Origin of the sequence: Streptomyces sp. CC53 (assembly GCF_001865245.1) — a bacterium.
GTDB lineage: Bacteria > Actinomycetota > Actinomycetes > Streptomycetales > Streptomycetaceae > Streptomyces.
The window spans coordinates 1-20,294 of the sequence record NZ_MKXB01000057.1; the positions used below are offsets into that span (position 1 = coordinate 1).

The following is a 20,294-nucleotide window of genomic DNA, read 5'->3' on the forward strand; positions in this document are numbered from 1 at the left end:
CCGGCGGGGCCGCGGAGGCCGCGGGCGCGGAGGGGCGTGCGGAGCCGCGGCGCCTGGGTGCCGGCCCCGCAGGGGTGGTGGGTCCGCCGGGCCGGGACGATCAGCGGACGACGCCCTCAGCGCTGCCTGTCGCCGTGTCCTTCGTGGCCTCCGCCGGGATCGGCTGGTCGAGCCGCAGCGCCGACCACACCTGCTGCGCCTGGGTCTCGACCGGCACGACCCTGTTGCGGTCGACCGTGTCGTACACCACGGGCAGGGTGATCATCTGCACCTGGTCCGCGTCGAGTTCCGCCAGCCCGCTGGCGAACTCCACCAGTTCCGAGACGCTGTCGAGCCCCGAATCCGGCTTGACGGCCTTCGTCGCGGCGTCGGCGAGCCCCCACAGCCGGGTGGGGCTGGTGAAGACGCCCACCTGCTTCACCTGCTCCATGAGGGCCTTGATGAAGGCGTGCTGCAGCTGGATGCGGCCGAGGTCGCTGCCCTCGCCGACGCCCTTGCGGGTGCGGACCAGCGCGAGGGACTGCTCGCCGTCCAGGGTGTGCGTGCCCGCGGGCAGGTCCAGGTGGCTGCTGCCGTCCCTGATGGGCTGCGTCGTGGTGACCTCGACGCCGCCGAGCTCGTCGATGAGCTTCCGGAAACCGGTGAAGTCGACCTCGACGTAGTGGTCCATGCGGATGCCCGAGATCTGCTCGACCGTCTTCACGGCGCAGGCCGGCCCGCCGACCTCGTAGGCGGTGTTGAACATGGCGCGGTAGGCCGCGGGGACCGGTTCGCCGTCCCGGTCGGTGCACTCGGGGCGGGTGATGAGCGTGTCCCGCGGGATGGACACGACACTGGCCGCCGTGCGGCCCTCGTGGAGGTGCACGACCATCGCCGTGTCGGAGCGGGAGGAGCCGCCGTCGTCGCGGCCGTACGCGGAGTTGTCGCCGGCGCGGGAGTCGGACCCGAGGACGAGGATGTCCAGGGAGCCGTCGTCGACGTTCTTCGGCCGGTCGTCACCGAGCTGGGTGTTGATGTCGACGGTGCGGATGTTCCCGTCGAGTGTGAGGTACGCCGCACCGAGCGCGGCGGCTCCGGCGAGGAGCAGACCGATCGCGGTCCACGTGGCGGCGTTGCGTCCGCGCCGCCGCGCCGCGGGCTCCTCGTGACGGCGGCCCGTCCCGTCTATTCGGCCGCCCGTGCCCTGTTCGCCCATGGTCTCCTCGGTTTCTGCCGCTCCGGCTCCAGGTCAGACGGCCGGGGGGCGCAAAGGGTTGCACGGGACGCCCTGTGCCCACTGTGCGGGGGCACAGTGGGCACAGGGCGCGTACGGGCGCTCACGGGACCGGGTCGTGCGACCGGCGCCGCCGCCGGTCGCCGTACCCGGAGCCGGTCAGGTGAGGATGTTGAAGGCGTTCCAGCCGCTGCTGCCGATCGTGTAGCGGCTGCGGAACGGCTGCGTGGGCGAGTTGCGGCTCGGGTACAGGTACAGCTTGCCGTCGCCGTCGCGCACGACCATGTCGGACGCGCCGTCGCCGGTGACGTCGCCGGGGCCGACGTACGCGGTGAAGTTCCAGCCCGTGCCGATCTGCACGCGCTGGTTGCTCAGCGGCGCGTTGGCCACGCCGCGGCCGACGTACAGCCACATGCGGCCCTGGGCGTCACGGGCGAGGACGTCGGGGACGCCGTCGCTCGTGTAGTCGCCGTGGCCGGCGATCGTGTAGCCGGTCCAGCCCGAACCACCCTGGATACGGCTCATGAAGGTGCCGTCTCCGCGCCCGGGGTAGACCCACAGGGCACCCGCGGAGTCGACGGTGACCAGGTCGGACCAGCCGTCACCACTGACGTCGCCGGGGACGAGGATGGCGCGGAAGCCGCTCCAGCCGGAGCCGATCCGGGTCTCCGCCCAGTCGTAGACCTCCTGCCCGGCGTCCCACTGCCAGCGGGCCCAGTACAGGTCTCCGCCGGAGCGGAAGACGAAGTCCTGGTTGGCGTCGGCGTTGAGGTCGGCCTGGCGGACCAGGTCGACGCCGTCCCAGAAGCCCGCGAAGTCGCTGGCGCCCAGGCTGGTGCCCTGCGAGGCGTAGGTGTAGCCCTCCGCGTTGTCCTTGCGGACGGCGAAGATGTCGGCCTTGTCGTCGTCGGTGAAGTTCGCGTCGTCGGCCCGCTGGCCGATGGCACCGGCGAAGGTCGAGACCTTGGCGTACATGCTGTACGCACCGGCCTCGATGCAGTCCTGCACGCCCCACGACACGATGCCGGCGATGCGGCCGCCCACGATGAGCGGGCCTCCGGAGTCGCCGTTGCACGGGCTGACCGTGGTGGCGTCGGTGCCGCCCGCGGGCTCGCCGGCGCAGAACATCTCGCCGGGAACGAAGTTGGCGGCGCCGGCCGGGAAGCTGGTGCAGGCGGAGTCGGCCTGGATGGGCAGGGTGGCCCGCTTGAGGGTCTGCGAGCCGTCGGAGCCGGGGATGCCGCTGGTGCGGCCCCAGCCGTAGACGGTGGCGGCGGTGCCCGGGGCGTACGAAACCGTGTCGTTGGGCGTCACGGTCCGCAGCGTCTTGTGCGGCATGGGCCGGTCGAGCGTGAGCACGGCGATGTCGTTGCGGATGTCGCCGTCGTAGGACGGGTGGACCCACTGACGCTTGACCAGGGCCGGCGTGCCGCCGTGCCAGTTCGGCTCGCCGCCGACCCCGTCGGACACGGCCTGGGTGGCACCGGCGACGGCGAAGCCCTGCTGGGTCCAGTCGACGCCGGCGACGCAGTGCGCGGCGGTGAGGACCTTGGCGGGGCTGATCAGCACGCCGCCGCAGAAGAAGCCGTCCCCGGTGGCCGGGTCGTAGCCGTACAGCTGCGTCATCCACGGCGCCTCGCCGAACGGGGCGTCAACGCCCCCGATGACCTTCGGGTCGGCGGTGGTGGAGTCGGACGGCGACGGGGAGGCCGCGGCGGGCGGCTGCTCGTCGGCCGGGGAGGGGGCGGCGCTGCGCGCGCCGTCCGCCGAGCGGCCGCCGGTGGAGGCGGCTGCCTCCTTATCGGCTTCCTGCTTCAGGAACTGCTTCGCCTGGGCGGCGATCTCGGTGCTGGACGGCACCGTCAGGGCCTGCCGCTTCCCGGGCTGGTGCGGCTCGTCGGCCGCGTAGGCGGGTGACGCGGACAGACCGGCGCCGCCGACCGCGAGTGCGGTGAAGAGCGCCGGGAGGACGAATCGGGTCCTCGGCCGGGGAGATGACACTCACTACCCCCATCGTGGTGGACGTGCGGCGCCCGTGGCAGGGCGCCGCACCGCAAGGAAGTGGGGGAGAGAAGAGGCAGTCGTCACCCGCCGTGCGCCGCGAGTGCACAGCAGCGCGCCACGAGCCGCACGGAGACGTTCCGGCCCGCGGGGACGGCAGGCGCATAGAAAATGCGTTCCCCCCCACCTGGTGGCCTGATCTTACACAGGTTGCACACAGACCACTGCGCCCCGTCGGAATCCGACGGGGCGCAGTGGTCAAGGCGTCGGCCGGCGGTGCGGACCGCCGGCCGTTGTCGCTCGTCAGTCGTTGTTGCCCGAGGACGGCGTCGTCTTCTGGATCTGCATCAGGAACTCGGCGTTCGACTTGTGCTGCTTCATCTTGTCGAGGAGCAGCTCGACCGCCTGCTGCTGGTCGAGGGCGTGCAGCACCCGGCGCAGCTTCCACACGATGGCGAGCTCGTCGCTGCCGAGCAGGATCTCCTCCTTGCGGGTGCCGGACGCGTCGACGTCCACCGCGGGGAAGATGCGCTTGTCGGCGAGCTTCCGGTCGAGCTTGAGCTCCATGTTGCCGGTGCCCTTGAACTCCTCGAAGATCACCTCGTCCATGCGCGAGCCGGTGTCGACCAGCGCGGTGGCGAGGATGGTCAGCGAGCCGCCGTCCTCGATGTTCCGCGCGGCACCGAAGAAGCGCTTCGGCGGGTACAGCGCGGTCGAGTCGACACCACCGGACAGGATGCGGCCGGAGGCGGGGGCGGCGAGGTTGTACGCGCGGCCCAGGCGGGTGATGGAGTCCAGCAGGACGACCACGTCGTGACCCAGCTCCACGAGGCGCTTGGCGCGCTCGATGGCCAGCTCGGCGACGGTGGTGTGGTCCTCGGCCGGGCGGTCGAAGGTCGAGGAGATGACCTCGCCCTTCACCGACCGCTGCATGTCGGTGACCTCTTCCGGACGCTCGTCGACGAGGACGACCATCAGGTGGCACTCGGGGTTGTTGTGGGTGATCGCGTTGGCGATCGCCTGCATGATCATGGTCTTGCCGGTCTTCGGCGGGGCCACGATCAGACCGCGCTGGCCCTTGCCGATCGGCGACACGAGGTCGATGATCCGCGTGGTCAGCACGCCCGGGTCGGTCTCCAGGCGGAGCCGGTCCTGCGGGTACAGCGGGGTGAGCTTGTTGAACTCGGGGCGGCCGCGTCCGGAGTCGGCGGCCATGCCGTTGGCCGAGTCGAGGCGGACCAGCGCGTTGAACTTCTCGCGGCGCTCGCCCTCCTTGGGCTGGCGCACGGCGCCCGTGATGTGGTCGCCCTTGCGCAGCCCGTACTTGCGGACCTGGGCGAGCGACACGTACACGTCGTTCGGGCCCGGCAGGTAGCCGGAGGTCCGGATGAACGCGTAGTTGTCGAGGATGTCGAGGATGCCCGCGACGGGGATCAGGACATCGTCCTCGGAGACCTGCGGCTCGCCGGCGCCGAACTCGTCGCGGCCGCGGCGGCCACGGCGGTCGCGGTAGCGTCCGCGGCGCCCACGGCGTCCGCCGTCGAAGTCGTCGTCGCCCTGCGGCCCGGCCTGGCCGCCCTGCTGGGCCTGCTGGCGCTGGCCGCCGCCCTGCTGGTCGTCGCCCTTGCGGTCGCGGCGGTCGCGGTCCCGGTCACGGTCCCGCTGGCGGTCGCGGCGGTCGCGGCGCTCACGACGGCCGCCCTCGGCGGTCTCGACGGCGCCCTCCGCGGCCTTGCCCTCGGACTGCGCCTCGGGCTTGCCCTCGGTGCGGGTGTCCGTACGGACGTCGCCGCGGGCCTCGGCGGTCGCCTCGGCGCCGTCGGGGCTGCCGCCGGGCGCGGTGGCCCGGCGTCGGCGGCGGGCACCGGCGGCCTCGTCGGCCGCGTGCTGCTGCTCACGGGCAGCGGCCTTGGTGGGCTGGCCGGGGATGTCGATGTGCTGCTGGACGCCCTGGTCGGCCTGGGAGGCGCTCTCGGCCTTCTCGGCCTTCTCAGCCTTCTCGGCCTTCTCAGCCTTGTCGGCCTTCTCGGCCTTCGCCGCCTTGGCCGGGCTGTCGGCCGCCTCGCCGGTCTTCGCGCCGGCCTCGTCGCCCGTACGGGTACGGGAGGTGGTGCGGCGCTTCGGCTTGGCCTCGGCTGCGTCGGCGCTCTTGGCGGCAGGTGCGCCGCCGGCGGCCTGCGCCTCCTTGATGACCTCGATCAGCTGGCTCTTGCGCATGCGCGCGGTGCCCCTGATGCCGAGGCCGGACGCGACCTGCTGCAGCTCGGCCAGGACCATGCCTTCGAGGCCGGTGCCGGAGCGGCGGCGCCGTGTGGTGGTGCCGGAGGCAGCACCCGCGGCGGGCGCGGGGGTGTCGACAGACTTGTCGGCAGTCACGCCCATCAGATCGGTGGTGTCGCTCACGAAGGGTCCTTCCCTGGAGCGGACGTCGGCCTTCTGGCTCGGCGACCGGTTGTGCTGTCCGGCCTCGGTCCCTGATGTCGACCGTGCCGGGGCGGTGGTCCCGCCGGGTGCGGCGGGAGGAGAGATGACGTGCGTGGTCCGACCCGAGGCCCCCTGCTCGGCCCTCTTCCCGGGAGAAGCGAGGGGTGACGCGCGCCGGTTCCGGAGCGTGCTCGAAACTGCTCAGGCAGGCTGCTCAGGCAGTTGGGGAGGAGGCTCCCGGAAGAATGGTGGTCCCTGACGGGGACACGCAGCACCGCGCCTGAAAGACGTCGGGTGCAGACTTGAGGTTAACACTACCGGCTCCAACAAACATTCCCCCTCTCCCACACCGGCAATCCGTTGTTCCCGGCGTTCCCCGGACCGGGGACCCGCCGGGCGGGCGTCTGGCGGTGTTGTGCGTCCACGCGCCGACCTGGTGCGCTGCCGCGGTTCTCTAGGCGGTGAGCGGCAGCACGCTCGCTCCGGCGGTGTCGAGACCGAGCCGGTTCGCGGCCCAGCCCTCTCCCGCCAGCAGCGCGACCTTCTCCGCCGCGCCGTCCTCGGCCAGTGCGAGCACCGTCGGGCCCGCACCGGAGATGACCGCGGGCACGCCGTCGGCCCGCAGTCGGTTCACGAGGGCGATGCTCTCCGGCATCGCCGGTGCCCGGTACTCCTGGTGGAGGCGGTCCTCCGTCGCGGCGAGCAGCAGCTCGGGGCGCCGGGTGAGGGCCTCGACGAGCAGTGCGGCGCGGCCCGCGTTGGCCGCGGCGTCCACATGGGGGACGGTGCGGGGCAGCAGTCCCCTCGCTGTTTCTGTGAGTACCGGCTTTCCGGGTACGAAAACCACCGGAACGATGGAATGCGAGGGCTCCATCCTGATGGCGCGCGCTGCGCCGTTCTCGGTCCACGCCGCGGTGAAGCCGCCGAGCAGGCAGGCGGCGACGTTGTCGGGGTGGCCCTCGATCTCGGTGGCGAGCTCCAGCAGCGCGGCGTCGTCGAGCCTGCTCTCGCCGCCTATGGTCACGGCGCGGGCGGCGACGATGCCGGCGCAGATGGCGGCGGAGGAGGAGCCGAGCCCGCGGCCGTGCGGGATGCGGTTGGCGCAGACGACCTCGAGGCCGCGGGGCTGGCCGCCGAGCAGGTCGAAGGCGGTGCGCAGGGACCGTACGAGGAGGTGGCTCTCGTCGCGCGGCAGGGTGTCGGCGCCCTCACCGGCGATGTCGATGTGCAGCCCGGAGTCGGCGACCCGGACGACGACGTCGTCGTACAGCCCCAGGGCCAGGCCGAGGGCGTCGAAGCCGGGGCCGAGGTTGGCGCTGGTGGCGGGGACGCGCACCCGGACGGCGGCGGCGCGGAACGCGGGACCGGCCATCGCTCGTTGACTCTCCTTGATCTGGACCTGCGGGGGTGACCTGCGGGGCGGGAATGGGCGGGGGGTGGGGTCTCTCGGACTTCCGGCCGGCGCACGAGGCCCGGTGGCGGCCTGGGAGGGGCCGTGGGCGGCATCGGCGTCGCGGAAAGCGCCGTCACCCGCGCATGGGCGGCGCGGTGGGCTCGGTACAGCCTATCGAAGGAAGGTTCTGCCGCGACATAGGGCGCACAGGAGGCGCACGATGCGTGTCGCGTGCCTTCCCGTGCTCCTGCGGCGGGTTCGGGGTCCGGGCGGGCGCGGGACGCGGCCGGGAGCCGGCCCGCGCCGGCTCTCAGGCGAGGCCGAGGCGCTCCGCGGCGGCCGCGGCGTCGACCGGGACGGTGACGGGCTGCGGTGCGCCGGCGACGGCCCAGTCCGGGTCCTTCAGCCCGTTCCCGGTCACCGTGCAGACGATGGTCTGGCCCGGGTCGACCTTGCCCTGCTCGGCGGCCTTCAGCAGGCCGGCGACGGACGCGGCGGACGCGGGCTCGACGAAGACGCCCTCCTGCGCGGCCAACAGCCGGTAGGCACGCAGGATCTCACGGTCCGTCACCTCGTCGATGAAGCCGCCGGACTCGTCGCGGGCGGCCAGGGCGTAGTCCCAGGAGGCCGGGTTGCCGATGCGGATGGCGGTGGCGATGGTGGACGGGTCCTTGACGACCTCGCCCCGCACCAGGGGCGCGGAGCCGGAGGCCTGGAAGCCCCACATGCGCGGGGTGCGGGTGGCTGCGCCGTCGGCCGCGTACTCGCGGTAGCCCTTCCAGTACGCGGTGATGTTGCCGGCGTTGCCGACCGGCAGGACGTGGATGTCGGGGGCGTCGCCGAGCATGTCCACGATCTCGAACGCGGCGGTCTTCTGACCCTCGATGCGCACCGGGTTGACGGAATTGACCAGCGCCACCGGGTAGTTGTCGGACAGGGCGCGCGCCAGCGTCAGGCAGTCGTCGAAGTTCCCGTCCACCTGGAGGATCTTCGCGCCGTGGACGAGGGCCTGGCCCATCTTGCCGAGCGCGATCTTGCCCTGCGGCACGAGCACCGCGGAGACCATCCCGGCCCGCACCGCGTAAGCGGCCGCGGACGCCGAGGTGTTGCCGGTGGAGGCGCAGATGACGGCCTTGGCGCCCTCCTCCTTGGCCCTGGTGATGGCCATCGTCATCCCGCGGTCCTTGAAGGACCCGGTGGGGTTGGCGCCCTCGACCTTCAGGTGGACGTCGCAGCCGGTGCGCTCGGAGAGGACCTGGGCCGGGACGAGCGGCGTACCGCCCTCACGCAGCGTCACGACCGGCGTGGTGTCCGTGACCGGAAGGCGGTCCCGGTACTCCTCGATGATGCCGCGCCACTGGTGGGTGCCGTTGCTGGTCATGGGTCCTACTCCCCTTCAACACGCATGATGCTGGCGACACCGCGCACGGTGTCGAGCTGGCGCAGAGCCTCGACGGTCCCGGAGAGGGCCGCGTCGGGCGCGCGGTGGGTGACGACGACGAGGGACGCCTCACCGTCCTTGCCCTGCTGGGTGACGGTGTCGATCGACACCCCGTGCTCAGCGAAGACGGTGGCGACCTGGGCGAGGACGCCCGGCTTGTCGGCCACGTCGAGGCTGATGTGGTACCGCGTGACGACTTCGCCCATGGCGCTCACGGGCAGCTGGGTGTACGCGGAGTCGCCGGGTCCCGTCGCGTCGTTGAGGCGGTTGCGGCACACGGCGACGAGGTCGCCGAGCACGGCCGAGGCGGTCGGCGAGCCGCCGGCACCCGGGCCGTAGAACATGAGCTGCCCGGCGGCCTCGGACTCGACGAACACGGCGTTGTAGGCGCCGCGCACGGAGGCCAGCGGGTGGCTGAGGGGGATCATCGCGGGGTGCACGCGCGCGGTGACGGACCCGCCGTCGGCGGCGCGCTCGCAGATGGCGAGCAGCTTGATGGTGCAGCCCATGCGCTTCGCGGAGGCGAAGTCGGCGGCGGTCACCTCGGTCATGCCCTCGCGGTAGACGTCGTCGAGGCGTACGCGCGTGTGGAAGGCGATGCCGGCGAGGATCGCGGCCTTGGCGGCGGCGTCGAAGCCCTCGACGTCGGCGGTCGGGTCGGCTTCGGCGTACCCGAGCGCGGTGGCCTCGTCGAGGGCCTCGGAGTAGCCCGCGCCGGAGGTGTCCATCTTGTCGAGGATGAAGTTGGTGGTGCCGTTCACGATGCCGAGCACCCGGTTCACCTTGTCGCCTGCGAGGGACTCGCGCAGCGGCCGGATGAGCGGGATGGCGCCGGCGACGGCGGCCTCGTAGTAAAGGTCGCGGCCGTGCTCCTCGGCGGCCGCGTGCAGGGCGGCGCCGTCCTGGGCCAGCAGGGCCTTGTTGGCGGAGACGACGGAGGCGCCGTGCGCGAACGCGGTCGTGATGAGCGTCCTGGCCGGCTCGACACCGCCGATCACCTCGACCACGACGTCGATGTCCCCGCGTTTGACGAGGGCCGTGGCGTCGGTGGTGACGAGCTCCGGGTCGATGCCCTCGCGGACCTTGGAGGGCCTGCGCACGGCGACGCCGGCGAGCTCGACGGGCGCGCCGATGCGGGCGGCGAGGTCGTCGGCGTGCGTCGTCATGATGCGCGCCACCTCGGAGCCGACCACTCCACAGCCCAGCAGCGCCACCTTCAGCGGACGCGTACGCATCATCCGACCTCGTTTCCGTTCCTGCTTCGTATTTCTACGGTGGTCCAGTCTCACTCACCGGACGGGAGTTTCTATCCCCCGTCCGGATCCTGAGACATCTATTTCATCAGCCGACATCGAGAGACAGAAGATCTTCCTCTGTCTCCCGTCGTACGATCACCCGCGCCGCGCCGTCCTTGACGGCGATGACGGGCGGGCGCAGAGCGTGGTTGTAGTTGCTGGCCATGGACCGGCAGTAGGCCCCGGTCGCCGGCACGGCGACGAGGTCCCCCGGCGCGATGTCCGCCGGCAGGAAGGCGTCCCGCACGACGATGTCGCCGCTCTCGCAGTGCTTGCCGACGACCCGGCTGAGCATCGGCTCGGCGTCGGAGGTGCGGGAGACGAGGGCGACGCTGTACTCGGCGTCGTACAGCGCGGTGCGGATGTTGTCCGACATGCCGCCGTCGACGGAGACGTACGTGCGCAGCCCCTCCAGCGCCTTCACGGTGCCCACCTCGTACAGCGTGAACGCCGTGGGGCCGACGATGGCACGGCCCGGCTCCACGGAGATCCGGGGCGTGGCGAGCCCGGCGGCCTCGCACTCCCGGGACACGATCTCACCGAGCGCCTTGGCGATCTCGTGCGGCTCGCTCGGGTCGTCGTCGGAGGTGTACGCGATGCCGAGCCCGCCCCCGAGGTCGATCTCGGGCAGCTCGACGCCGTGCTCGTCGCGCACCTGGGCCAGCAGGGAGACGACCCGCCGGGCGGCGACCTCGAAGCCGGCCATGTCGAAGATCTGCGACCCGATGTGCGAGTGGATGCCCGCCAGTTCGAGGGAGTCCAGCTGGAGCACCCGCCGCACCGCCTCCGCGGCCTGCCCGCCGGCGAGGGCGATGCCGAACTTCTGGTCCTCGTGGGCCGTCGCGATGAACTCGTGGGTGTGCGCCTCGACGCCGACGGTCACCCGGATCTGCACGCGCTGGCGGCGGCCGAGGGACTGGGCGACGTGCGCCACCCGCACGATCTCCTGGAAGGAGTCCAGCACGATCCGCCCGACACCGGCGTCGACGGCCCGCCGGATCTCGTCCATGCTCTTGTTGTTGCCGTGGAAGGCGATGCGCTCCGCCGGCATGCCCGCGGACAGCGCCGTGGCCAGCTCGCCGCCCGAGCACACGTCCAGGTTCAACCCCTCCTCCCGCAGCCAGCGCACGACGGCCCGCGAGAGGAACGCCTTCCCCGCGTAGAAGACGTCGGCGTCCTTCCCGAAGGCGTCGGCCCAGGCACGGCAGCGGGCGCGGAAGTCGTCCTCGTCGAGGACGTACGCGGGCGTCCCGAACTCCTCGGCCAGCGAGGCGACGTCGAGGCCGCCCACGGTGACGACCCCGGTCTCGGCCCGGCGGACGGTCCTGGCCCACACCTTCTCGTCGAGACGGTTCAGGTCCGCGGGCGGCGGGCTGTAGTGGCCCTCGGGCAGCACGTCGGCGTGGCGGGGCCCGGCGGGGTGTGCGGAACGGCTCATGGCTGTCTGGCTTCCTCAGAGGTGTTCGGGGGCGCGGATGCCGAGCAGGGACAGGCCGCCGGCCAGCACCGTCCCGGCGGCTTCGGCGAGCGCGAGCCGGGAGCGGTGGGCGGCCGTGGGTTTCTGGTCCCCGCGGGGCAGCACGGTGTGCTGGAACCCGAGGAACGCGTCGGCGACGACCTCCAGATGCCGGGCGAGCCGGTCGGGCGCACGGTGCCGGGCGGCACCGAGGAGCACGAGGGGGTGGTCCGCGAGGGCGTCGACGAGACGGGCGGCGGCGGGAAGCGGCGTGGCGGGATGGGGAGCGGCGGCCTCGCCGTGGGAGCGGTCGCCTCGGCCGTGCAGGTCGAGGCGGTCGCTTCGGCTGTGCACGTCGGGGCGGTCGCTTCGGCTGTGCACGGCGAGACCGTCGCCCTGGCCGTGCAGGTCGAGGCGATCGCTTCGGCCGTGCACGTCGAGGCGATTTCTTTGGCCGTGCACGTCGAGACCGTCGCTGCGGCCGGGCACGTCGAGGCCGTCGTGACCGTCGTCGACGCCGTGCCCCTCGTCCACCGAGCGGAAACCCAGGTCACGGGCGTTGCGCTGCAGGGCGCGGGCTCGGGAGTGGGCGTACCGCACCAGGAAGAAGGGGTTGTCCTCGGTCTGCCGCAGCAGCACGCCCGGCTCGGGGACGCGGTCGTGGCGGGCGGGCCGCAGCAGCGCCCAACGCCCCGCGTCGGGCCCGAGGGCGGCGAAGACGTCGTAGTGGGCGGCCCGCACGGCGAGCCGCTCCCCACGGACGCCGTACCGGACGCGCCCGCCCTGCGACCGCACGAGCGCGGCGACCGCGCCCCCGACGACCCGCTCACGCGCCTCGTCGCGGTGGCCGGTGCCGTCCTCCGCACCGAGAAGGTGCAGTTCCTCGTCGCGCAGCGCGTCACCGCGCCCGTAGCCGGGTCCCTGGTCGAGGATCCCGCGTACGAGGACCCGGTCGGCGTCGCTGCGGACGCCGGAACGGAGCGTGAGGTTCAGGAACCCGGGCCCGGTGATGTCGACCTGCGCGATGCCCGGCTCCTCCAGCAGCCGCTCCCGCAGCACCTCGGCGACCCGCCGGGGCGGCAGCGCGACGCCGCGGGCGAGCTGCAGCGCGGCGTTGGTGGCCCAGTCCCCGCAGCCGCCGGGCCGCGGCCGCTCGACGACCACGCGCGGCGGCACCTCGACCTCCCGCAACGCACCCTCGCCCACCGCGCGGCGCACGGCGTGCAGCACGGTGTGGGAGAGGTCCGCGGGGGTCACGGGACAAGCGTAGGCGAGGAGGGGGGTGGCGACGCGAACCGGTTCCGCGATACGAACACCCGGCACGCCCCGCGCCCGGGCGCGGGTACGTCTCACGCCCTGCCGCTGCCACCTGCCCGCCGGGGCCTCGACCACCGCGCGCGGGCACGCCCGCGGGCCCCGCCGCCGATGCCTCTGCCGCCTGCAGGCGCCGCGCTGCGGGTGGGCGTCCCCGCCAGAACGCTGCGGGGACGCGCCCTGGGCGCCGCCGCCTCGCACCTGCCACACGAACACTCTGGACCCCGCCGCCTCGCCTGTCCTGCGGGCACCTCTGCCCCCTGTGGACGCCGCACCGCGATGCGCCCGAGCCCCGCTGCCGGCGCCCTCGGAGCCCGCACCGCGCCGCCGGTACCGCTCTGGACGTCGGCTGCCGATACCACCAAGGCCGACACCAGACACCGCGCTACGGCGGAGTTCCGAGCCCCCGCGTCGCCCCCTCCACCGTCCGAGGCTCACCCTCGCGGGGTACCCCACCCCCGTAGCCGCGCCGTGGGTAAGCTTCCCCGTTGCCGCCACCACCGTGGGCCGCCCCCGCGGCCGCCCAGGGCTCAGGGCTCAGGGCTCAGGGAGCATCCCCCAGCAATGCCGACGATCCGATCCCGACCCCCACCGATGTCTGGGCAACTGGGCGACCGGTACAGGCCGGGCGGTCAACCGTAGAGCCGGGGCTCTCTGCCCCACACCTGGACGCCTGGCCCCCTCGACACCGGCCCGACGATCCGGGCGGCCCCCGTAGGCGGTGAGCGTGGTGGACGCCCTTCAGCCTCGGCTGCTGCCCGCCCGACCGGCACCGTGGCACCCGTCCATGGGCGGCGTGACAAGTCGGCGGACGACGCGCACGAGCTCGCTGGGCTCGAAGGGCTTGGCGAGGAAGGCGTCGACGCATACGTCGGGCTGCACCTCGTCCTGAGCGCAGGCACTGATGAGCACGACGGGCACATGCCGCGTCCGTGCGTCGCTGCGCAGCCGGGCGGCGGTGCGGAGTCCGTCCAGCCGGGGCATGACGACATCGAGGGTCACGAGGTCAGGGTGTACGTCATGGACCACTTCAAGACACTCGGCACCATCGGCCGCGGTCACGACCTCGAAGCCCTCCAGCTCAAGGTTGACCCTGATCAACTGCCGGATGACCCGGTTGTCGTCGACAACCAGCACCCGCCCGGACGCGCCTGACACAACTAGAGAGTAGGTCCCCGCCCACCCCTGCGTCCGGGTTTTCGCCACTTCCACCCCCACCAGGCGACCACACGCCACCCGGCCACGAGAAATACCTGTTCACAGGCACCCGCCGAGAGCTGGTAGTGTTCTTCCCGTCGCCGCGAGCAGCAGCGACGAGGCCCCCGTAGCTCAGGGGATAGAGCAACGGCCTCCGGAGCCGTGTGCGCAGGTTCGAATCCTGCCGGGGGCACTTCCGGAAAGAGACCCTGACCAGCGGAAACGCAGGTCAGGGCTTTTCTCGTACATGCCAAAACGTCAACGGTCTACAGACCGTTGCTCTTTTCGGCTGCCGTGGGCACCGCCACGTAGAGCCGCTGTCTCCGGATCACGGGTTCTCGCAGGTCTGAACTGCCGCACCGAATGCGCCGACATCGCCCCGCCCCGCCTACGGTGGCCCTCCACGACGCTTGCCCCGCCTTCGCTCAGCAGTGCTGGATTCACGCGTGACCTGCCCAGATACATTGAAAACGTAAGCGGTCCGGTGGGTCGTTGCACCAGTGACCGCTATGCGCTATTCAGTCCGTTTGCGATGCGGGTGCAGCCTGGCCCCAACCGGCGGGAACGCGACATCTCCGTAATTGTGCTGAGCCCAGGCGCCGATGATGCGGCCGTTCCGCCAGGTGGTGGAGCCGAGTTGCCGTCGCGGTCGAAAAGCGCGGCGGTGTGGGCGGCATCGAGGTCAGGTGGGGCGTGTTGGTGCAGTCGAGCCAGGCGGGGGCGGCGCTGTTCGGTGGTGTTACGGGGCGGTGCGGTCACGATTCAGTGGGCCGCCGGCGTGGAAGGCGAAGGCGGCGGGCTCGCTCTGCGGGCCGGGGTAGTCGAGGTCACCCGCGTGCCGAGTGCGGTGGCGCAGAAGTCTGCCGGTTCGCGGCCGTCGCGGGCCCACATCGCGCGGCAAAGGATCTTGCCGTCCAGAGATTCCGGGCGGCTGGTGCTGGTATCGCTCAGGGATGACCTCGCAGGGGGGCGCGCCGCGGCCGGAGCGGGGCCGGCCGCGGCAGGGGCGTCGGAGGTGGGGAGGGGGCGACGACCCGGCGGTGGGTGTGGGTTCGAGTCACAGGCCGGCATCGGGCAGACGTGTGCGGGCGCTTCGGGTCAGCGCACGACCTTGATGCCGAAGTGGCCGCCGTACTGCTGGCCGAGGCCGAAGCCGATGGCGGAGTGCATGTGGGCGTACATCTCCATGCCGCGGGCGCACACCAGGGGGCCGAGGTCGAGGATGTCGGTCCAGCCGTAGGCCTTGAGCAGGTCGGTGGCCTGCTGCTTGGCCTCCGCGTCGTCGCCGGCGACGAACATGGTGTGGTCGCCCCCTCCGATGGCCTTCGGGTCGACGACGGTGGACTGCTCCTGGGTGACGAAGCTCTTGACGACCTTGGTGGCGGGCAGGGCTCGCTGGATCTGTTCGCCGAGGCTGTCGGTGTCGCACGGCTCCAGCTTGGGCATGACGCCCCACGGGGTCGGCCAGGGGTGCTCGGTCTCGTGCTGGTAGACGAAGGGGACGGCGTAGTCGATCAGGGCCTTTCCGGCGAGCTGCTCTGCGATGGCGCTCAGCGCGGCGACGGCGTTGTGGCCGTCGATGCCGTTGATGACCAGGCCGTCGGCAGCGGCAGCGGCGTCGCCGAAGGACTTGAGGGTGATGCCGGGGTGCTCGGCAAGCCACTGCCCGTACGGGGCGTTGCCCATCATGTCCGGCTCGGTGCGGGCGAGGGTGGCCTCGGGGTCGCGGGTGCCGACGTACACGTCGTGGCCAAGGTCCAGGAGCCTGGCCGCGTGGGCGCGGGCGCCGCCGCCGGTGCCGAGAACTGCGATCTTCACGGGGTGCCTTCCGATGGTGGTTCCGGGGTCGGACAAATCCACCGTAGGTGGGCTTCAGGTCAGGGTCTGTCCTCTGATTCGGTGAGAGTGGATGTATGACGAGTGACATGACGGCTCGGATGCTGCGGCTGCTGTCTCTGCTGCAGAGCCACCGGGAGTGGTCCGGGGCCGACCTGGCCGACCGGCTTCAGGTGACCGTGCGCACCGTGCGCCGCGACGTCGACCGGCTGCGCGACCTGGGCTACCCGGTCGACAGCGCCCGCGGCCATTACGGCGGCTACCGACTCGCCGCCGGCACCGACCTGCCCCCGCTGCTCCTCGACGACGAGGAAGCCGTGGCGATCGCCGTCGCACTGCGCACGGCGGCCTGCGGCCTGACCGGGATCGAGGAGACCGCCCTGCGCGCCCTGGCCAAACTCGAACAGATCCTCCCCCGCCGCCTGAGCGGCCAGGTCACCGCACTCCAGTCGTCCGTCGCGGGCATCACCTGGGAGGACCGGGGACCGCGGGCCGACCCGGGCCTGCTCGGCGCCCTGGCCACCGCCTGCCGTGACCACGAGATCCTGACCTTCGGCTACACCACCCGAGGCGGGGCCGCCGCCCCGCGCCGCGTGGAACCGCAGCACCTGGTCGCTTCCGGCCAGCTGTGGTACCTCCTCGCCTACGACACAGGCAAGGACGACTGGCGTGTCTTCCGCCTCGACCGCATCACCGGCCTCGCCCTCACCGGCCACCGCGTCCCGGCCCGCGAGGTGCCCGGCGCCGACCCCTCGGCCTTCGTCGCCGCCCGTCTCTCCGCCGCCCCCACCCGCCACCGCGCCGTCGCCACCGTCCTGGCCCCCGCCGGCGAGGTCCTCGCCCGCACCTGGCACCTGGGCACCCGCGTCCAGCCCGTCGACGCGGCCAGCTGCGTCGTCGACGCCTCCGACGACTCCCTCACCCGCATCGCCCGTACCCTGGCCGGCATTCCCGCCGACTACGCCCTCGACGCCGACCCCGAGGTCCTCGATCACCTTCGCACCACGGCCCGCCGCACCTTGCGCGCCACGGGCTGATCCCCGGCACGCCTGGTACCGCCCTCGCCGAGAACGGCACTGTCCCCGGCGGGCAGTGCCGGATGCGGAAGGGACGGCACCCCAGCGACCTTGCCACCGGAGAAAAGGAGTTTGCTCGGGCCGGCGCTTCCTCTACCCTGGCGAGCACTGTGAAGCGCGCCAGCGCTTGTCTCGTGTGTTTCGAGGTGACGACTTATCTCCCAGGCCCAGTAACCGCTCCTGTTGAGGCGGTTTTTCGGCTGTCCGCTCCGGCGGATCTCCGACGATGCCTCAGGCGCGGTATTCCCGATGGCCTGGGCTTCGTCGCACCCTCTTCCGCTCCTGTCGCGCTGTAGGCGTACGGGCTTGCCCAGGCTTGCCCCTACTCCCTCATCGTCCGAACAGGATCTTCACTTCCGTGTCCACCGGCACTCCTGTCTCCAGCCGCCCACGCGCCGCCCTTGAGCCGGGCCGTGCACGCACCATCACGTTGATCGTGGTGCTGGTCGCCGAGCTGATGAACGCCCTCGACGGCTCGATCGTCTACACCGCCCTGCCCTCCATCCAGGGCGACACCGGCGCCTCCAGCGCCGCGGTGCAGTGGATTCACGCCGCCTACGCGTTGACCTTCGCCCTCGGCCTGATCACAGGCGGACGCCTGGGCGACCTCTTCGGCCGCAAGCGGGTCTTCCTCCTCGGTACCGGCGTCTTCACCGTCGCCTCTCTGGTCTGCGGCCTGGCCGGAACACCGACTCTGCTGATCGCCGCACGGGTCGTGCAGGGCGGCGCCGCGGCCGTCATGGTCCCGCAGGTCCTGGCGACCCTGCACGTCACGTTCGACCAGGGGTCCAGGGCGAAGGCGTTCAGCCTGTACGGCACCGTCATGTCGCTGGGCAGCGTCATCGGCCCGGCTCTGGGAGGCGTCGTCACCGCTGCCGACCTCTTCGGTCTCGGCTGGCGACCGATCTTTCTGATCAACCTCCCTTTCGGGGTGGCTGCGATGTTCCTCGGGCTGCGCCACATCCCCGAATCCCGCGGCGACAGCGCCCGCAGGCTCGACCCGCTGGGCATCGTGCTGTCCGGAGTGGGGCTGGTGCTCATCGCGTTTCCGCTCACCGTCGGTGGCGAACACGGCTGGCCCGCCTGGAGTCTCCTCATGTCGGCGGCGGGCGTGGCGGTTCTGGTCGCCTTCGTGATTCAGCAGCGGCACCGGACCGCACGGGGCCGCGATCCGCTGGTCGTCCTCGGACTGTTCAAGGACAGGGCTTTCAGCGGTGGTGTGGCCGCGCAGCTCGTCTTCGGGCTGCTCTCCGGTCTCTTCTTCCTGGCGTGGACCCTGTTCATGCAGGACGGCCTCGGTCTGAGTGCCGGTCAGGCCGCATGGGGGTTCGTGCTGGCCTCCGTCGGCGAGATGAGCGGTGCCTGGCTGGCGATGGGTCTGGCCGGACGTCAGGGACGGCGCGCGCCGCAGGCGGGAGCCCTGCTGGCCACCGCCGCGCTGGCCGGGTACGGGTGGCTGATCTCGGAGCACGGCAGCGGCCTGCCTCTGACCCTGGCGGTGCTGCCGTTGTTCGCGGTCGGGCTCGGTCTCGGCATGGTGGGAGCGGCGCTGGCCGACATGACGCTGGGACGGGTCGGCCACGGGCACGCCGGCTCCGCATCGGGAGTGTTCAACACCTCCACCCAGCTCGGTATCGCTCTGGGAACGGCGCTGACCGGCGTGGCCTTCTTCGTCAACGCACCGGCCGGCAGCCACGGCCTCGCCGTCACCTCCGCGTTCGCCGGGAGCCTCCGGTACGTCATCGGCGCCCTGCTGGCGATGTGGGCCCTCATGTTCCTCCTGCCCAAGCGCCGCCCCACGAGCTGACCGGCCTCCCGGCCCGGCCCGCTGCCACGACCGGTCCCCCTCCCCGGGTGGCAGCGGACCCACGACACAGGTTCTTCGACAAGGAACACCGACCCATGATCCGAGTGCTGATCGCCGACGGCCTGCGCCTGACCCGCGAAGCGCTGTCCGTCGTGCTCGCAACCGAGCCGGGCATGCAGGTGGTCGCGCAGGTGGCACGGGGCGACGAGATCGTGCCCAGTGCCCTTCGCACCCGTCCGAACGTGGCACTGCTCGACACCCACCTCTCCGGCCTGGACGGGATCTCGGCCGCGTCCCGGCTCAAGACCGCCCTGCCCACGTGCCGCGTGGTCCTCGTGACCGCTCTGGAGCACCCCGGCGCGCTCAGAACCGCTCTGGCCGCGGGGGTGGAAGGGTTCGTCGGCAAGGGGGTGTCGGTCAAGGAGCTGACGGACACCGTCCGCAAGGCAGCACGCGGCGAGTCGGTCCTGGACCCCCGGCTCGTCACCGACGCCCTGCGCACCCCGGACAACCCGCTCAACGAGCGGGACATCGGCATTCTGCGGCTGGCGTCCAAAGGGCATACCCCCCAGGAGATCGCCGAGACGCTCCATCTGTCGCCGGGCACCGTCCGCAACAACCTCGCCGCCATCAAGCACAAGATCGGAGCACGCAATCGCATCGAGGCCATTCGGACGGCGTCCGCCCGCGGCTGGATCTGACATCGCCGAGTCGTGCCGGACAGGCGTGCAATCTGCACGCGAAACCGTGCAACGAGCCTGCGGTCACCGAAGGACCCACACCCCCGAGAACACCTATATGTGCAGCTCAGAGCATTTCCGGCGGTGAATGCCCGGCATGCGGGCTCGCCGCGGGAAAGGGGCCGGAGGGGAAGAATCGAGCCCGGCACGGACTTCCCCCTGGGCTACCCCCTGTGTGGCGAATACAGCGGCCGGAGTGTCCATCGAAGTGCGCCGCCAGTCGGGAAACGAACGGCGACGAGTTTCCGTCGCGGACCAGGAGTCACGATGTCCAGTCGATGTGATGTGTGCGACAAGCAGCCCAGCTTCGGAAAGCGTGTGGCGCGCTCCGGAAGCCGGGCCCAGAGCCGGCACGTCCGGGGCCGGTCGAGCCGCCGCTTCAACCCGAACATCCAGTCGGTCCGGGCCGTCAAGGACGGCACGCCCGTCCGTATGAAGGTGTGCACGTCGTGCATCAAGAAGGGCAAGGTGGAACGTCGCGTCTCCGCATAGCATCTCCGGCCGAGCTGGCCCGCTGTCTCCCTGTCCGGGTTCCTCTGGGTCACTTCGTCCTCGGGGCACGGCAACGCCGTCTCGTACGCGAGGAGTTCCCCTGCCACGACTGCGGACTGCCGACCGCTCCCGTGGACGGACCCGATGAGTGGTACACGGTGCTCGACAGCGTGTGGGAGCACGCCGGCGCGGGGGAGGGCGGCATCCTCTGCGTCGGCTGCCTGGAGGCTCGTCTGGGACGTCGGCTGCGACGGCGGGACTTCGTCGACGCCGCGCTCAACGACCCGGACTACGGCCGACACAGCCCGCGCCTGCTGAGCCGACTGCGGGCCGAGCACTGAAGGGGCCGCCTGTTCAGAAGACCCGCAGCGGCGGCTCCGGACAAAAACCACATTCACCACACACCAGGGCCGCCGCTACGCTCGTAGGGATCCCGCGAGACGCATCCGAGTCTCGCTCGTGTGTGTTTCGAGGTGACGACGTATCTCCCAGGCCCAGTAGCCGTTCGCTGTGGCACTGACCCCGTGAGCCGCTCAGGCTCGCTCCCGGTCAGGTCCATCGGCGGCATGTCCCGATGGCCTGGGCTTCGTCACACCCTTTTCCGCTCCT

At 71.9% G+C, this 20,294-nt stretch carries 15 protein-coding genes and 1 tRNA gene; 6 read left to right on the forward strand and 10 right to left on the reverse strand.

Going from position 1 to position 20,294, the window contains the following annotated elements; all coding sequences use genetic code 11:
* Positions 1-100 precede the first annotated feature (100 nt).
* From BJP40_RS05160 to BJP40_RS05200, 9 genes are all read right to left on the reverse strand, one after another.
* Complete coding sequence (locus tag BJP40_RS05160; protein ID WP_071278957.1) at positions 101-1,195, reverse strand: LCP family protein; 1,095 nt, start codon at positions 1,193-1,195, stop codon at positions 101-103.
* Positions 1,196-1,372: 177 nt separating this feature from the next.
* Positions 1,373-3,214 (reverse strand): trypsin-like serine protease, encoded by a 1,842-nt coding sequence (locus BJP40_RS05165; RefSeq protein WP_071278960.1) that lies wholly within the window; start codon positions 3,212-3,214, stop codon positions 1,373-1,375.
* 303 nt (positions 3,215-3,517) lie between these two features.
* A complete protein-coding gene (gene rho, locus BJP40_RS05170; RefSeq protein ID WP_071278962.1) occupies positions 3,518-5,617 on the reverse strand; it encodes a transcription termination factor Rho in 2,100 nt (699 codons plus the stop codon).
* A gap of 475 nt (positions 5,618-6,092) precedes the next feature.
* Positions 6,093-7,010 (reverse strand): homoserine kinase, encoded by a 918-nt coding sequence (thrB, locus tag BJP40_RS05175; RefSeq protein ID WP_071267020.1) that lies wholly within the window; start codon positions 7,008-7,010, stop codon positions 6,093-6,095.
* A 331-nt stretch (positions 7,011-7,341) separates the two neighbouring features.
* Positions 7,342-8,412 carry a threonine synthase gene (gene thrC / locus BJP40_RS05180; protein ID WP_071278965.1) on the reverse strand — a complete coding sequence of 357 codons (1,071 nt, stop codon included), beginning with the start codon at positions 8,410-8,412 and terminating at the stop codon, positions 7,342-7,344.
* Between the two features lie 5 nt (positions 8,413-8,417).
* Positions 8,418-9,707: a homoserine dehydrogenase gene (locus BJP40_RS05185; protein ID WP_071278994.1), complete on the reverse strand. Its 1,290-nt coding sequence runs from the start codon at positions 9,705-9,707 to the stop codon at positions 8,418-8,420.
* Positions 9,708-9,813: 106 nt separating this feature from the next.
* On the reverse strand, positions 9,814-11,205 hold the full coding sequence (lysA, locus tag BJP40_RS05190) for a diaminopimelate decarboxylase (RefSeq protein ID WP_071278968.1): 1,392 nt from the start codon (positions 11,203-11,205) through the stop codon (positions 9,814-9,816).
* A gap of 15 nt (positions 11,206-11,220) precedes the next feature.
* Positions 11,221-12,480 carry an ArgS-related anticodon-binding protein NrtL gene (gene nrtL, locus BJP40_RS05195; protein WP_071278971.1) on the reverse strand — a complete coding sequence of 420 codons (1,260 nt, stop codon included), beginning with the start codon at positions 12,478-12,480 and terminating at the stop codon, positions 11,221-11,223.
* 798 nt (positions 12,481-13,278) lie between these two features.
* Positions 13,279-13,743, reverse strand: a complete 465-nt coding sequence (locus tag BJP40_RS05200) for a response regulator (protein ID WP_071263686.1) — start codon at positions 13,741-13,743, stop codon at positions 13,279-13,281.
* A 112-nt stretch (positions 13,744-13,855) separates the two neighbouring features.
* On the opposite strand from BJP40_RS05200, the gene BJP40_RS05205 reads away from it, so the two are divergent.
* A tRNA-Arg gene (locus BJP40_RS05205) sits at positions 13,856-13,927 on the forward strand.
* A 905-nt stretch (positions 13,928-14,832) separates the two neighbouring features.
* On the opposite strand, the gene BJP40_RS05210 is transcribed toward BJP40_RS05205, so the two are convergent.
* Positions 14,833-15,552 (reverse strand): NADPH-dependent F420 reductase, encoded by a 720-nt coding sequence (locus tag BJP40_RS05210; protein ID WP_071278997.1) that lies wholly within the window; start codon positions 15,550-15,552, stop codon positions 14,833-14,835.
* A gap of 95 nt (positions 15,553-15,647) precedes the next feature.
* Here BJP40_RS05210 and BJP40_RS05215 point away from each other — a divergent pair, with 95 nt between their 5' ends.
* From BJP40_RS05215 to BJP40_RS05235, 5 genes are all read left to right on the forward strand, one after another.
* On the forward strand, positions 15,648-16,607 hold the full coding sequence (locus BJP40_RS05215) for a YafY family protein (RefSeq protein ID WP_071278974.1): 960 nt from the start codon (positions 15,648-15,650) through the stop codon (positions 16,605-16,607).
* Positions 16,608-17,004: 397 nt separating this feature from the next.
* A complete protein-coding gene (locus BJP40_RS05220; protein WP_218153191.1) occupies positions 17,005-18,453 on the forward strand; it encodes an MFS transporter in 1,449 nt (482 codons plus the stop codon).
* Positions 18,454-18,548: 95 nt separating this feature from the next.
* Positions 18,549-19,154, forward strand: a complete 606-nt coding sequence (locus BJP40_RS05225; RefSeq protein ID WP_071278977.1) for a DNA-binding response regulator — start codon at positions 18,549-18,551, stop codon at positions 19,152-19,154.
* A 306-nt stretch (positions 19,155-19,460) separates the two neighbouring features.
* Positions 19,461-19,685 (forward strand): 50S ribosomal protein L28, encoded by a 225-nt coding sequence (gene rpmB, locus BJP40_RS05230; protein ID WP_071278979.1) that lies wholly within the window; start codon positions 19,461-19,463, stop codon positions 19,683-19,685.
* 131 nt (positions 19,686-19,816) lie between these two features.
* Positions 19,817-20,026: a hypothetical protein gene (locus BJP40_RS05235; protein WP_079170934.1), complete on the forward strand. Its 210-nt coding sequence runs from the start codon at positions 19,817-19,819 to the stop codon at positions 20,024-20,026.
* Positions 20,027-20,294 lie beyond the last annotated feature (268 nt).

Excerpts from the sequence above, each read along its gene's own strand:
- BJP40_RS05160 (WP_071278957.1), bottom strand. The coding sequence starts at position 1,195 with ATGGGCGAACAGGGCACGGGCGGCCGAATAGACGGGACGGGCCGCCGT.
- thrB (WP_071267020.1), bottom strand. The coding sequence starts at position 7,010 with ATGGCCGGTCCCGCGTTCCGCGCCGCCGCCGTCCGGGTGCGCGTCCCC.
- thrC (WP_071278965.1), bottom strand. The coding sequence starts at position 8,412 with ATGACCAGCAACGGCACCCACCAGTGGCGCGGCATCATCGAGGAGTAC.
- BJP40_RS05185 (WP_071278994.1), bottom strand. The coding sequence starts at position 9,707 with ATGCGTACGCGTCCGCTGAAGGTGGCGCTGCTGGGCTGTGGAGTGGTC.
- lysA (WP_071278968.1), bottom strand. The coding sequence starts at position 11,205 with ATGAGCCGTTCCGCACACCCCGCCGGGCCCCGCCACGCCGACGTGCTG.
- BJP40_RS05215 (WP_071278974.1), top strand. The coding sequence starts at position 15,648 with ATGACGAGTGACATGACGGCTCGGATGCTGCGGCTGCTGTCTCTGCTG.
- BJP40_RS05225 (WP_071278977.1), top strand. The coding sequence starts at position 18,549 with ATGATCCGAGTGCTGATCGCCGACGGCCTGCGCCTGACCCGCGAAGCG.
- rpmB (WP_071278979.1), top strand. The coding sequence starts at position 19,461 with ATGTCCAGTCGATGTGATGTGTGCGACAAGCAGCCCAGCTTCGGAAAG.